Origin of the sequence: Pelodictyon luteolum DSM 273 (genome assembly GCF_000012485.1) — a bacterium.
Taxonomy (GTDB): domain Bacteria; phylum Bacteroidota; class Chlorobiia; order Chlorobiales; family Chlorobiaceae; genus Chlorobium; species Chlorobium luteolum.
In genome coordinates this window covers 1318942-1332742 of sequence record NC_007512.1, presented here as the reverse complement: position 1 = coordinate 1332742, position 13801 = coordinate 1318942, and the positions used below count along the sequence as shown (strand labels likewise).

The 13801-nt window shown below is 55.6% G+C and carries 12 protein-coding genes and 1 pseudogene; 8 read left to right on the top strand and 5 right to left on the bottom strand.

Going from position 1 to position 13801, the window contains the following annotated elements; all coding sequences use genetic code 11:
• Positions 1 to 53 precede the first annotated feature (53 nt).
• From PLUT_RS06120 to PLUT_RS06100, 4 genes are all read left to right on the top strand, one after another.
• On the top strand, positions 54 to 1559 hold the full coding sequence (locus tag PLUT_RS06120; RefSeq protein ID WP_041464111.1) for a lytic transglycosylase domain-containing protein: 1506 nt from the start codon (positions 54 to 56) through the stop codon (positions 1557 to 1559).
• A 173-nt stretch (positions 1560 to 1732) separates the two neighbouring features.
• The gene (locus tag PLUT_RS06115) at positions 1733 to 2923 is read left to right on the top strand and encodes an ArsA family ATPase (RefSeq protein ID WP_011357907.1); all 1191 of its coding nucleotides are present in this window, start codon (positions 1733 to 1735) and stop codon (positions 2921 to 2923) included.
• An 833-nt stretch (positions 2924 to 3756) separates the two neighbouring features.
• Entirely contained in the window at positions 3757 to 4005 is a 249-nt protein-coding gene (locus PLUT_RS06105) for an integrase (protein ID WP_011357905.1), read from the top strand.
• Positions 4006 to 4193: 188 nt separating this feature from the next.
• The gene (locus tag PLUT_RS06100) at positions 4194 to 6647 is read left to right on the top strand and encodes a PAS domain-containing hybrid sensor histidine kinase/response regulator (protein ID WP_011357904.1); all 2454 of its coding nucleotides are present in this window, start codon (positions 4194 to 4196) and stop codon (positions 6645 to 6647) included.
• Positions 6648 to 7067: 420 nt separating this feature from the next.
• Here the strand turns inward: PLUT_RS06100 and PLUT_RS06095 are convergent.
• Positions 7068 to 7273: pseudogene (locus tag PLUT_RS06095) on the bottom strand (transposase); the annotation flags it as partial.
• Positions 7274 to 7574: 301 nt separating this feature from the next.
• On the opposite strand from PLUT_RS06095, the gene PLUT_RS06090 reads away from it, so the two are divergent.
• From PLUT_RS06090 to PLUT_RS06080, 3 genes are all read left to right on the top strand, one after another.
• Positions 7575 to 8627, top strand: coding sequence for a 3-deoxy-7-phosphoheptulonate synthase (locus tag PLUT_RS06090; protein ID WP_011357903.1), 1053 nt, complete (start codon positions 7575 to 7577; stop codon positions 8625 to 8627).
• Positions 8628 to 8659: 32 nt separating this feature from the next.
• Positions 8660 to 8863 (top strand): YgaP family membrane protein, encoded by a 204-nt coding sequence (locus PLUT_RS06085; protein WP_011357902.1) that lies wholly within the window; start codon positions 8660 to 8662, stop codon positions 8861 to 8863.
• A gap of 93 nt (positions 8864 to 8956) precedes the next feature.
• Positions 8957 to 10093 (top strand): hypothetical protein, encoded by a 1137-nt coding sequence (locus tag PLUT_RS06080; protein ID WP_011357901.1) that lies wholly within the window; start codon positions 8957 to 8959, stop codon positions 10091 to 10093.
• A gap of 7 nt (positions 10094 to 10100) precedes the next feature.
• On the opposite strand, the gene PLUT_RS11725 is transcribed toward PLUT_RS06080, so the two are convergent.
• The 4 genes from PLUT_RS11725 to PLUT_RS06060 all read right to left on the bottom strand — a co-directional run bounded on the left by PLUT_RS11725 (position 10101) and on the right by PLUT_RS06060 (position 13088).
• Positions 10101 to 10409, bottom strand: a complete 309-nt coding sequence (locus PLUT_RS11725; protein ID WP_011357900.1) for an AbrB/MazE/SpoVT family DNA-binding domain-containing protein — start codon at positions 10407 to 10409, stop codon at positions 10101 to 10103.
• Positions 10410 to 10624: 215 nt separating this feature from the next.
• Complete coding sequence (locus PLUT_RS06070) at positions 10625 to 11299, bottom strand: hypothetical protein (protein WP_011357899.1); 675 nt, start codon at positions 11297 to 11299, stop codon at positions 10625 to 10627.
• Positions 11300 to 11399: 100 nt separating this feature from the next.
• Positions 11400 to 11741, bottom strand: a complete 342-nt coding sequence (locus tag PLUT_RS06065; protein ID WP_011357898.1) for a P-II family nitrogen regulator — start codon at positions 11739 to 11741, stop codon at positions 11400 to 11402.
• Between the two features lie 21 nt (positions 11742 to 11762).
• Positions 11763 to 13088 (bottom strand): ammonium transporter, encoded by a 1326-nt coding sequence (locus PLUT_RS06060; protein WP_011357897.1) that lies wholly within the window; start codon positions 13086 to 13088, stop codon positions 11763 to 11765.
• A gap of 256 nt (positions 13089 to 13344) precedes the next feature.
• Between PLUT_RS06060 and PLUT_RS06055 the strand changes: the two genes are divergently transcribed.
• Complete coding sequence (locus PLUT_RS06055) at positions 13345 to 13764, top strand: ATP-binding protein (RefSeq protein WP_049752370.1); 420 nt, start codon at positions 13345 to 13347, stop codon at positions 13762 to 13764.
• Positions 13765 to 13801: the final 37 nt, after the last annotated feature.

Here is a 13801-nt window from a genome sequence, read left to right as displayed (position 1 = left end):
GGGGCGTTTCCTTCGTACCCATGAATCTTCCATATACGTTTCCCGTGCCACCTGTGACCATCAGGATCCCTTATGCCCTTCCGGGGCTGTTGCTTCCTTTGCTGCTGCTCCTTCTTGCGCCCATCGGGCGTCCAGCGGCCGCGGCCTCCGCTCCCGATGTGTTCTCGAGCGCCTCGCTCTCGGCGTCGCTCGACAGCCTCATGCAGGCATCATACTTCAGCGACGAGCATTTCGCCGTTCCGTCCGGTACCGAGACGCGTTCAGGATTTCCGCTGCAGTTCGTCCCCCAGTACAGCGATTCGGTCTATGCCGCAAGAATCGAGGCCCTCAACCGTAAAACGCCTTTCAATCTGACCTACAACAACCATGTCAAGGGTTTTATAAGGGTCTATGCGGTTGACAAGCGGATTGCGACGACGAAAATTCTCGGACTCACCCGCATCTATTTCCCGATGTTCGAGGCCGCCCTTGCCCGCCACAATGTGCCGGCGGACATGAAATACCTTGCCATCGTCGAGTCGGCCCTCAATCCCACTGCCGTGTCCCGGGCCGGGGCAAAGGGGCTTTGGCAGTTCATGTACGGAACCGGCAGCCGCTACGGTCTGGAGTCATCATCATTCATCGAGGACCGGTTCAATCCCCGGAAAGCCAGTGATGCAGCAGCACGCCACCTTCGCGACCTCTACAACATATACGGTGACTGGTTCCTTGCTCTCGCCGCATATAATTCCGGACCCGGAAACGTCAACAAGGCCATCCGGAAAGCCCGGGCAGCTTCGGGGTCATCGGGGAACAGGGATTACTGGACCATATGGCGGTATCTGCCCGCTGAAACCCGCGGGTATGTGCCGGCGTTCATCGCTGTCCACTATATCATGAACTACCACAGGGAGCATAATCTCGAGCCTCTCCTGCCGGGTTTCCTGTACCGTGACATCGAGTCCGTCGAGGTACGCCGCCCGGTCTCCTTCGAACGGGTGAGCCTTACGCTCGGCCTTCCGATCGAGGATCTCCGGTTCCTCAACCCGCAGTACAAGATCGGATTCGTCCCGGCAGGGAACACGGCAAAAGGGGAGCTTCGCATCCCGGAGCAGTATGCCCGCGTCTTCTCCGACCGTGAAAACGACCTCTACGATCCCGTCGTGACCGCACTCGATATCCCGGAGGGGATAACTGATACAGCCGAGGTTGTTCCGGATGTTTCCCCCCTGCAACCTTCTCCCCCGGCCCGCATCACGACCCACAGGGTTGCAAAGGGGGAAACTGCGGCCTCCATCGCACGCCGTTATGGAATAAGCATCCGGGAACTTGCTGAACTTAACGGCCTTGGCGGCAGGATGCTGATCCAGCGCGGTCAGCGGCTCAGCATCGCCACCACGGACACAGGGAGCCGGAAGAATTCCGGCAGGGATGTGCGCTACCACAGGGTGAGAAGGGGAGAGACCCTTTCGGACATCGCCTCAGAGTACCGGATAAGTGTCCGACGTCTGGCGGAGTGGAACCGGATCTCCAATAAGAAAATCATCCGAACCGGACAGAAACTTCGGGTGTCTCCCTGAATCACTTCCTCCTGTCAGGGAGGTAATAAGTTGCCGAGGTGGTGTTCAGATTAATTGATTAATTTATTATCTTTAGCCTTTTCATGTTTGCATGGCGGCAGACGGCATGTGGTGGACACAGCTTGGGGACACAGCTTTTTCAATAATTCCTTAAATGAGAATCATTAAATCGTATGCGTAATATCATTTTTACCGGAAAGGGCGGCGTTGGTAAAACCTCAGTTGCTGCAGCCACGGCTCTCAGAGCTGCTGATATGGGGTACAAGACCCTCATCATGTCCACCGACCCGGCTCACAGCCTCGGTGACTCACTCGACGTCACGCTCGGACCTTCTCCCGTCAAGGTTGCTGAAAACCTCTGGGGTCAGGAAGTCAGTGTGTTCGGCGACCTCAATCTGAACTGGGACGTCGTCAGGGAGCATTTTGCCCAGCTGATGGAGTCGCGCGGTGTCGAAGGCGTCTACGCCGAAGAAATGGGCGTTCTGCCCGGCATGGAAGAGCTGTTCTCTCTCTCCTACATCAAGCGCTACAATGAAGAGCAGGCCGATTTCGACCTTCTGGTCGTCGACTGCGCGCCGACCGGCGAAACCCTCCGCCTCCTCTCGCTTCCCGAGACATTCGGCTGGTTCATCAAACTCATCCGCAACGTCGAGAAATATATGGTGAAGCCGGTCATCAGGCCGCTCTCCAAAAAGATCAAGAAGATCGACGATTTCGTCGCACCTGAAGAGGTCTACGAAAAGGTCGACAACCTCTTCTCTTCGACCGAAGGCATCATCGACCTGCTTGCCGACGGCAGCAAGTCCACCGTCCGCCTCGTCATGAACCCCGAGAAGATGGTCATCAAGGAGTCCATGCGTGCACTGACCTACCTGAACCTCTACGGCATCACGGTCGACAGCATCACCATCAACCGGATCATGCCGGATCACACAGAGGACCCCTATTTCAAGAAATGGCGTGCCATCCAGCAGCATTACATCGAGCAGATCAAGAGCGCGTTCGCCCCGATTCCGATTGCAGAGGTTCCGCTGTTCGAGGGTGAGGTCGTGGGTCTCGAGATGCTCCGCAAGGTCGGCGAGAAAGTATATGGTGAGACCAACCCGCTTGAGATCCTCTTCAAGGAGAACCCGATCGACATCAAGAAGGTATCTGAGGGTCATTACAAGGTTCGCGTCCGTCTTCCGTTCATGGACCACATGGGTCTTGAACCGAAGATCCTCAAGCTCGGCGATGACCTTACCATCCGTATCGGCGACTACCAGAAAATCGTTGCCCTGCCGATCTTCCTTGCCGGCATGGAGTCCACCGGTGCCTCGTTCGAGGACAAGTGGCTCAGCATCGATTTCTCCAGGCCGGAATAAGCCCCCATGCATCCCGGGCCTCCGGGGTGCACTTTTCTCTAAAAGCCTGCCGTACTCCGGTGGGCTTTTTTTATTGGGTGCGGCCCAGTACAGGCCCCCTCTTGGTGTTGAAACTCATCCTGTGGGTTGAGCTCGGCGAACGACGAGGGGCGCAACGGAGTCTCTTATAAGAGAAGCAACAGTTGACTGGCATTGTCTGCCGTAGACTGTCTGCCGCGCTGTATCGAGTGTAGTGTATTCTTGTGATGGGTGGTATAATGAAGGACTAAAGTAACTCTTATGTCTGTTCCCCATTACCCTGCCGCACGTTTAGTGTCAGCTCCGAGTCTTGGAAACTCTTTATATGGACGACGGTGTAGTTGCATTGCGGTTCCTCTGACCCCCATTTTTCTTCTTTTGCTTCTTTTCGCCTCTCCCGGTATGCTTCATAGTGCGACTGAGACTGAAGTGCTGGGCCGTTCCATCAGGAACGCAGCCCTCACCGGATATCCGGACGGCAGGGAAGCCCCGGCTATCCTGCAGAGCAGCATCAAGCGTGATGTCATCCTCACTGTTCTCTGGCAGGTGTCCCGTTCAGGGCTCAATTTCAAGGCGTCAGGCGCTTATCGGTGGGGTGGCCTGGAATTTGATTTTGCGTCCGGAAAAAGTGTCGTCGGTATTGAATCAGTACAATTGCAGGGTTCAGCCCCATATGGATCAGTTTCAAGCACGGGGAGGAGAGGAGCCGGCACTCCATCGGGGAGAGCGTCTTTGGAGGAAAGGCTAACCATGTGACCCTCCCCGATTCGCTGTAAGGACTGCAACCCTAAGGGCGCATATTCGCCGGACGACGGATGAAAAGTGTGTACATGGGCAGGTTTTCGCACTGGAATGAAGGAGTCGTCATGGACTTTTTCGAGAAGTATTTCCGCTGGTATAACACGGAGCACTACCATTCACGCATCGGATATGTGACCCCGGAACAGATGCATCGGGACCTTGCAGCAGGGATTATCGCTGAAAGAAAAAGAGCATGGGGAGAGAAGCAGAAACTTCGTAAAATGTACTGGTCAGCAAATCAAACAACCGGAAGCGGGCTGTAGTTTATTGGAAACCCGTTTCGCGACATCACCCAAAAATCGCGCCGATGAATTCTTTGGTGTAGCAGGTTATGGCGGCGCAGTCCGTTGCCATCGTGACGGTAGCCATGGGCGGGGACTTCGTGCAAAACGCCTGTGTTAGTGCGTCTCTCATCGGTATGGGCGTTGGTTCACATCAAACATGATTCGTTATGGAGAAGACACAACATCTCTCCAGTCTTTCCGGCGGTATCGGCCAATCCCGCCTGACTGGGCTGATTGACAGCATTGCTGAGGGCACTTCTGACCCCATCCTTTCGCTGGTGCACGCCGGCAGATGGGGGTGGGATATCACGACGAACGCCAACGAATGGTCAGAGGAGCTGTGGCCATTGTACGGCCTCGATCCTCACTCCACCGAGCCATCCTATGAAGCGTGGCGTGAGACGATCTTTCCCGAAGACCGGGAGGCCGTTGAATCGACCATTCATAACGCTGTGGCGAAGGGCACGGAATTCAACTGCACATGGCGGGTGAATGGCCTGAACAGCAGCGAAGTTCAGTGGCTCATGTCAAAAGGGACTCCGGTACGGGACGAACAGGGCAAGGTCATCCGATATGCCGGAATAGTTCTTGACGTCACCGAGTGGATGCGGGCTGACGGGATGCGCCGTGAAAGTCAGGCCCGGTTCAAGGCGGTGTTTGAAAGCAATAGCGTCATCAAACTCATCCTCGATCCTGCCAGCGGCAACATCATTGACGCAAACGGTTGCGCAGAGCGTTATTATGGCTGGCCGGCAGGCCAGCTGCAGTCCATGAACATCAGCCAGATCAATGTGCTGCCATGGGAAGCAATACAGTCGCATCTGGCATCATGGCAAGAGCACGAAAGCCAGCACTTTGAGTTCCGTCATCGGCGGGCTGACCGTACCATCCGCGACGTAGAGGCTTTCGGAAGTAAAATCAGCATCCATGGCAAACCCTACGTCTATCTCATCATCAACGATATCACCGAACGCAACCGCCTTGCATCCCTGATGGCGTTCCGGCTACGCCTTTACCAGATGTCGGAGACCGCTACTGAAGCGGAGCTGCTTCGAGCAACCCTCAACGAAGCTGAACGGTTGACTGACAGCATCATCGGGTTCTGCCACGTGCTTTCGGGCCCATTCTCTCCGGATATGCAGCGGGTATGGTCAACGAACACGATGCAGCACGAATGCCGGATGGATACTGACCAGGGCGATATGGGCGTGCGGATGGCCGGTATCTGGCAAGAGGCCCTGCGGGACGGAAAAGCACTCATCCATAATGATTTCAAGTCCCTCAACCGCAACCGCCCGCTGCCTCACGGCCACAGCGACGTGCAGCGTGAACTGGTTGTTCCCCATATGGAGGGGACTACAGTCACGGCCATTTTCGGTATCGGCAACTGCCCCTACGACTATACCGAAGACGATGCATCCCTCGTCAACAACCTTGCCGGCTTTGCGTGGGACATCATTGCCCGCAAGCATGCCGAAAGGGCGGAGCAGGTCATGCAGGAACAGCTGAACCAGTCGCAGAAACTGGAACTTGTAGGCCAGCTCGCAGGAGGCATCGCGCATGACTACAACAACATGCTTGCCATCACGCTCGGCCATGTGGAAATGCTGCTTGACCAGGTACCGGAATCCCATCCGTTTTTCAACGGGCTTAAGGCCATTCTGAACTCAACCGAGCGTTCAGTGGCAATCACCAGCCAGCTTTTGGCATTCGCCCGCAAGCAGACCGTGCAGCCGGCTGTCGTAAGGCTGAATGCACTGGTTGAAGAGTGCCTCCCGATGCTGCGTGGTGCTATGGGTGAATCCATCGCCTGCGTCTGGCACCCCGGCCCCGCCATCAACTCCATCTCGATCGATCCCGGGCAATTCGACCAGATCCTCCTCATCCTCTGCTTGAACGCCCGCGACGCCATAAAAGAGAACGGTACCATTACGATCAACGCCGGCGAGAGTACGACACCGGGATATGCCGTCCTTACCGTCTCCGATACCGGAATCGGCATCAATGAGCGTCATCTTCCGCACATTTTCGAGCCGTTCTTCACCACTAAAGAGGTAGGGAAGGGCACAGGCCTCGGCCTCTCAACCGTCTACGGGATCGTGAAGCAGCACAACGGCCATGTTGCATGCTCCAGCGAACAGGGTAAAGGAACCACCTTTACCCTGTCCTTCCCCCTGTATAGCGATCCCGTAGTGGCAGAAAAACCTGCCGATGATGAACGGAGTGAGCCGGCCGTAGAGGATAGCAAGGTCATCCTCATTGTTGAAGACGAGCCGGATATTCTGCATCTCGTCCAGACGATACTTGAAAAAATAGGATACCGGGTGCGCTCGGCTCCGGATGGCGAAAGCGCCCTCAAGCTGGACCCGCAGGGCATCAACCTGCTTCTTACTGATGTGGTGTTGCCGGGCATGAACGGCCCTCAGCTCTATGAGATTATGCAGGAGGCCGATCCCGACCTGCAATGTATGTTCATGTCCGGCTACGCACCTGAAAGCCTTGATCACCTTCAGTCGCTGCAGGAAGGAGTGAACTTCATCCGCAAGCCTTTCAGCATCAAAGATCTTGTCGGTCTGGTTCAGCGGTCTTTGGAGCCCCAGTCATACCTCCCCCCTCAATGAAATGGGGGACGTGGAGTGAGTGGTGGTGTCATGGGGTGCACGCCGGACGGTGGCAGCGTGGGATGGATGAAGATGCCGGGCGAAATTGCCGGGCGGAGTGATCCAGCCTGCACGCGCTACGCCTGGCTTGCTGCGCTGATAGCCTCTCGCCATGCCGGCCGCGTCCCGTCCCACCTCCGAAACAGCCGCTCAGCCAGCTCTGCGGCATTTGCTCCGTGTCAAGCTGGCACCGTCAATCCGATCATCTCTTCTTGCTGGCGGTACGGAAATGACTCCGGCGTTCCAAAAAGATCCTTCAGTGCAAGGCGGTTTATCCTTTTTTATTAACCGGGCGCAACTGCGATGAGTTCAGCCGGTCAGTTAAACGCCGACCCGAACGATGGTATCCTAACCAAACAGTAGGAGAATGCATACACGAGGTCATGAAGTCATGCCCGGATACTCCAGAAACAGCCTGTCTCTGGCAACTGACTCGGCCGCCCAGCGGTAGCTGCCCATGGCAGTCTGCACGTGGGTGGTCTCAAGGCAGTCAGACCAATCCAGGATCTGGGCAAAAGAGCGCTCTCTGCAAGCCATTTGCCCAGCTTCTTTTCGAGCGACAGAAGCGCCTTGGTCTTTCCTTTGTCCGCTCTTTGCGAGCCCTCGGCGCATTTGCGTCTGGATAAACTCCGAGATCATCGGCTGCCTCCTTCGCCGGTCTTGTTGTCCTTGAGGGGCAGTTCAAAGGCTTCCATTTTAAACGGATTGTTATACTGGCGACGTGGTGCCTGATGCGTCATAATGCCGATGCCCTGCACTGCAGTGTGCCCTGACGCTGGAATTTATTGTGGGGTATCTTCATTATATCTCGTGGTTTTTTTTATCTTCAGTGACTGATTTGAACGAGCATTCTTCGAGCATTTTTGAGCATTATTGTCTGTATCGCTGATGGAACAGTTACATGATTTACGGGTTTCGAGCATCATCCGGCTTTCTTCCCCCGGTGACCTCAAAGACCGGCTTCCGGTTGATGAGGCGGCGGCACTGGCCATTGCTGCAGGACGTCGCGAAATAGAGGGGATCCTCACGGGCAAGGACCGGCGCATGCTGGTCATTGTAGGCCCCTGCTCGATTCATGATATCAACGCTGCCCGCGAGTATGCCCAGCGGCTGGCAATCCTGCGCAAAGAGCTTGAGGAGGACCTTGTCATCGTCATGCGGGTCTACTTCGAAAAACCGCGCACGACCATCGGATGGAAAGGGTTCATCAACGATCCGCATCTAGACGATACCTACGATATCGAGCACGGTCTTTATCATGCCCGCAAGCTGCTCCTTGAAATCAATGCCATGGGTCTGCCCTGTGCGACGGAGTTCCTTGACCCCATTACCCCGCAGTATGTGGCCGATGTCATCAGCTGGGCTGCCATCGGCGCCCGCACCATCGAGTCGCAGACGCACCGGCAGATGGCCAGCGGCCTTTCCATGCCGGTCGGGTTCAAAAACTCGACGGACGGCCGTCTCGGCGTAGCCGTTGACGCCATCCGCTCGGCGATGCACCCGCACAGTTTTCTCGGCATCGACCAGGAAGGGCGCAGCAGCGTGATCACCACCAAGGGCAACCCGTTCGGGCACATGGTTCTTCGCGGCGGCAGCAAGGGGCCTAATTATGATGCATCGAGCATCGCCGAAGCCGAAGCGCTCTTGAAGAAAGCCGGGCTCGAGCAGTCCCTGCTTGTTGACTGCAGCCATGCAAATTCCGGTAAACAGCACGCCCAGCAGCTGAAGGTGTGGGAGGACATCCTCCGCCAGAAGCGTGAAGGCAGCAGAAGTATTGCCGGCGTCATGATCGAAAGCAATATCTGTTCCGGCAACCAGCCTTTTCCCGAAGACCCCCAGAAGCTCCATTACGGCGTCTCGATTACCGACGAGTGCATCTCGTGGGAAGAGACTGAACGGATGCTGCGTGAGGGAGCCGATACCATGCACTCAATTCTCTGACTTTCGCTTTCTAAACCATAACCCAAATCAACATGAATATCGATAAGCTTGTTCTTGCCATAGCTGGACTTCTCATTCTCGTCAGTGTTTCCCTTGCTGTTACCATCAGCACCGGATGGCTCTGGCTCACCGGCATTGTCGGCGCCATGATGCTTCAGTCCGCATTCACCGGTTTCTGCCCGATGGCCCTCATTCTGAAGGCACTCGGCGTCGAGCCCGGCAACGCGTTCAAGTGACCTTTCAGCCGGTGATTTATCAATGACATAATCCCCCTTTCCAGGGGGATTTGTATTCCTAAATGAGACAACCATTCGAGGAGGGAGGGCGAAATGTCCATCGAAATCAGGCAGGTTCATACAAAGCAGGAACGCAAGGCGTTCATCAAGTTCGCCTGGAAGGTCTACCGGGATGACCGGCAGCTGAAAGAGAACTGGGTGCCGCCGGTGATCTCCGACTACATGAAGACGCTGGACACTGAGGCTTTCCCGCTCTACGAACATGCAGAACTTGCAATGTTCACCGCCTGGAAGGACGGCTCCATGGCCGGAACCATTGCCGCCATCGCCAACCGCCGCCATAATGAGGTGCATGGCGACCGTGTCGGGTTCTGGGGCTTTTTCGAGTGCCTGAACGACCAGGGGGTTGCCGACGCCCTCTTTGCCGCAGCTGCGGACTGGCTGAAGGGAAAAGGGCTGGACACCATGCGCGGTCCTGTCAGCCCTTCAATGAACGACCAGTGCGGCATGCTTACCAAAGGCTATGACAGTCCTCCGGTCTTCCTCATGCTCTACAACCCTCCCTATTACAACGATCTTGTCCAGAAAGCCGGTCACCATGTCGGTCAGGAACTGCTGGCATGGTACATCGACCAGAAGATCATCGACATTGCGCGGCTACGCAAAATCTCGGCGCATGTGATGAAGCGTGAGGGGCTGTCGATCAGGATCATCGACATGAAGAATTTCGAACGGGAAATCGAGCTGGTGCGTGACATCTACAATAGCGCATGGGAGAAAAACTGGGGGTTCGTGCCGATGACGGACAAGGAGTTCGACTTCATGGCCAAGAGTTTGAAGCCGATCGCCAACCCGCACTATATTTATTTCGTAGAGGACTCCAATGGACGTACCATCGGGTTCTCCCTCTCACTGCCTGACATCAACCAGGCGCTCCGCCATGTGAACGGCAACCCGTTCACTCCCTGGGGGTTCGTGAAGTTCCTCTGGTACCGGCGCAACATCTCCCTTGTCCGCACCATTGTGATGGGAGTGCTGCCCGAGTACCGCAACAAGGGGATCGACAGCATCCTGAACACGCATATTGCCGATTACGGGGGCCAGCACGGCCTGTTCGCCAGTGAGATGAGCTGGGTGCTCAAGTCCAACGAGGCCATGAGCAAGCTCGCCAAGGTCATCGGAGGCAAGCCCTATAAGGAGTATGTGATTTACGAAAAACAGATCGCCTGATCTTTTTTTATGGTTCTGCTTCAGGGCGGCGACGCTCGCCCTGTGGCCGGGCCCCTGATGTTTCCTTTCGCCTTTCATTATCTTCCGGGCCAGAGAGCCCTTCCCAGGCCTTTTCATCTTCCGCCTCAAGCCACTCTGTAAGGGAAGCCTCGGCAATCGCCAGATAGGGATCCTCCTTCGGTTCAGGCTTGCTGATTATGATGTGCTCTCCTTCTATCCTCACCGCTACGGTGTCGCCGGTATTCAGCCCTGCTTTATTCCTGATTGCGACAGGGATGCTTATCCGGCCTTCTTCACTGATTTTCCTGATTTCCATGCTATTTCGGTCACAGGTTGGAAATAACTGCCGTTGTGACACCTTAAACTTTTTTCCCTTCGGAAGCAAGGAAGCGATGCACCCCCAATCTATGGTGTGGAGGGATCCCCCTCCCTCAGCCCATAAACAACAAAAGGGCCCTAAGGCCCTTCTGCTGCTATCTCTGTCAAGCACACACACAAGACAGTCGATGGGAAAGAACATGGAACAGCGGTTTAGAACGATGCCATGAAGGCGAGGACTGACTTCTCGGAATCGGGGTTGTACACGTAGGATGCGGTGTAGCGGTCCTTCGAGACAGAGATGCCGGTGTTGACGATAGTGAATCCGTTGCTCAGGGTGTCACCGTAAAACGCCTGGTCTCCTGCGCCGATTACGCCGGAGGCAGTGTAGCCGTCTTTGTCGTAGAACTGGTAGCCGGCTTCACAGTAGACTGCGTTTTTAGCACTTCCTTCCTTTCCAGCCACATTGATCGCAGCAAGTAGGCTGAGGTCATCGATTCCATAGCTTGCGCTCAGTTCAACGACATTGGGGCCGTCCTGCGAAAAGTCAAAAGAGTTATCTGCAGCGGCGTCACAATAGTCCGTCACTGTAAGTGTGACAGGGCCGACCGGTACGGAGGCATAAAGGTCGATTTCTTTGTAGCGGGTGCCATCTGCTTTGTCATCGATGGCGTATGAACCCCATGCGCCGATTTCTATGCCGATGCCGGAGAATGTGTAGCTCAGGCTAGGCTGAATCGAGGGGGAGTCGCTCAGTTCGGTACCCCTCCATACATAGGTGCTGATAATGTCTGCGCCGATGCTGAAGCCTTCGTCTGCTTTTGCGGTGCCGGTAAATGTTGCTGCCAGCGCTACTGCGAGTGTCAGGAATTTTGCGGTCTTTCTCATTGGATTTCTCCTGTTTGCTGATTGTTGTGTGGTTGCCGGGGCACCCGGTTTCCGGGTACCCCGACGATGGGTTGTTTATTGAAAAGAACAGTTGTTTTCCTTATCCGATGGCGTCTTCACCTTTTTCTTCAGTGCGGATCCTGACGCATTCGGGGAGGTCGAAGATGAAGATCTTTCCGTCTCCGATTTCACCGGTCTTGGCCCCTTTGACGATGGCTTTCACGGTTTTTTCGGCATACTCTTCATTGACTCCGATTTCCAGTTTGATCTTTTTGAGGAGGTTGACCTCGCTCGGTACGCCGCGGTAGACCTCTGTGTAGCCTCCCTGTGCACCGCAACCCAGCGCGTTGGTAACCGTCATCTTCCTCACTCCAACCTCTGCAAGCGCAGCCTTCACGTCAGGCAGCTTGTGGGGCTGGATCATTGCGACAATGTATTTCATGTGTGAGCTCCGGTTGTTTGGTTACTGAGTTGTGAAAATCTGGAATCCGTAGTAGGCCTCCTCCTCATGCTCGGAGATGTCAAGGCCCTTCATTTCATCGTCCCTCGAGACGCGGAGGACGCCCATCGCCTTCAGGATGAAGAACAGAACAAGCATTGTAGCGAATCCCCAGAGCGGGATGGCGATGGAGCCGACGAGCTGCGCGACCATCGGCTGTCCGCCGAAGATCCATGCTGCCACACCGCCCCAGACACCGTTGAGTCCATGCACCGGCCATGCGCCGACAGGGTCATCGATCTTCAGCACGTCGAGCAGCTTGATGCCGGCAACGACCAGGATACCGCCGACTGCACCGATGATGAGCGATTCGTCATAGGTGACGGCATCGCAGTTGGCCGTGATGGCGACAAGACCGGCAAGCATGCCGTTGAGCCCCATGGTGAGATCGGGCTTCTTGAAGAGCGCCCATGCGAAGAACATTGCCACAACCGCACCGGCAGTTGCCGCAAGGGTGGTGTTGGCTGCGATCAGCATGACGGCATTGGTGTTGTCAGCGCCGACGACTGCAAGCTGGCTGCCGGGGTTGAACCCGTACCATCCGATGAGGAGGATGAAGACACCGAGCGTGCTGAGTGCAAGGTTGTGACCGGGCATGGCGTTCGGTGTTCCGTCTGCATTGAACCTGCCGATCCTTGGTCCGAGTACGATCGCGCCTGCAAGTCCAGCGAATCCGCCAAGGGCGTGGACAAGGAGTGAGCCTGCGAAGTCATGGAATCCGAGCGCGCTCAACCAGCCTCCGCCCCACTGCCAGAACCCGCTGATGGGATAGACGAGTCCGCTGATGACTGCCGAATAGATCAGGTAGGACTTGAACTGCATCCTTCCTGCAACGGCGCCCGAGACGATGGTTGCAGCGGTTGCGGCAAAGGCCACCTGGAAGAGGAAGTCGACTGCAGGGTGCAGGTTGCCGGCGGCTGTCTCCGGTGCCACGGAACCGATGCCGAATCCTCCGAAGCCGAAGAACCCGCCCGAGAAGGCTTCACCCGGGTACATGATGCCGTATCCTACGAAGTAGAACAGGATGGCGCCGATTGAAAGGTCCATCAGGTTCTTGAACAGGATGTTCACGGTGTTCTTCGCGGAGTTGAGTCCGGTTTCGACCAGAGCGAATCCTGCCTGCATGAAGAGGACAAGCACGGCACAGATGAAGATAAAGAAGTTGTCTATCGCATAGGCGTTGACGGCGTCCGCCGTTGCTTCGGCTGCCTGGAGCGGCGGGCTGAGCAGGGCAAGCGCCAGAAACGCGCCTACGGAGAGAGCTCCTGATGTCAGCGTTGATCGTTTCATGCTGTTGATTGTTTACTGTTTGTTAAAAAGATTAAGCGAGGTTGACCATTAAGGAAATTCTTTAAGAGAACTTCTGGGATTAATATAAAGAAATAATGCATTCACACAAATAAGTAGTAAATAATTAGCACAAAATTCTTTCTGACTTAAATAATTAAGCCGCATTTCCGAATGCTCCGGTTTGTCCTGATGGCCCTGCAATGCTACATTCCTCATAGGAACCGGTCTCTGGCGCTCTTTCGAAAGACAACGGCCTATGGGAAACTGCATGCTTACCCTCCACGGCAACGTGGATGCCTACGAGTCCCTTCGGGGGCGGGTGGAGTCGTTTGCCCGGGGGGAGGGGTACAGCCGGGATTTTCGCCGCCAGCTTCAGCTCTCACTCAAAGAGGTGTTCGTCAACGCTGTGCAGCACGGGAACTGCGGGCATGAGGAACTCTCGATTACCGTGCAACTCGATGCCACCCTCGAAGCCAACGGCCCCGTGCTCCGGGTAGAGGTGACGGACTGCGGCTGCGGATTCGCACTTCGCGACCTTGCAGATCCAACCAAACCGCAGTTCCTTATGCGTTCTTCCGGCAGAGGGATGTATATTATATCCAGCATTGCTGAAATCGTCGACGTCGAGTGTAATAGGGAGGGCTGCACGCTGCGCCTCCGTTATGCACCGTACTGACGGCATTGTAGTAACCCCCCAAACACAGGACAAAGGA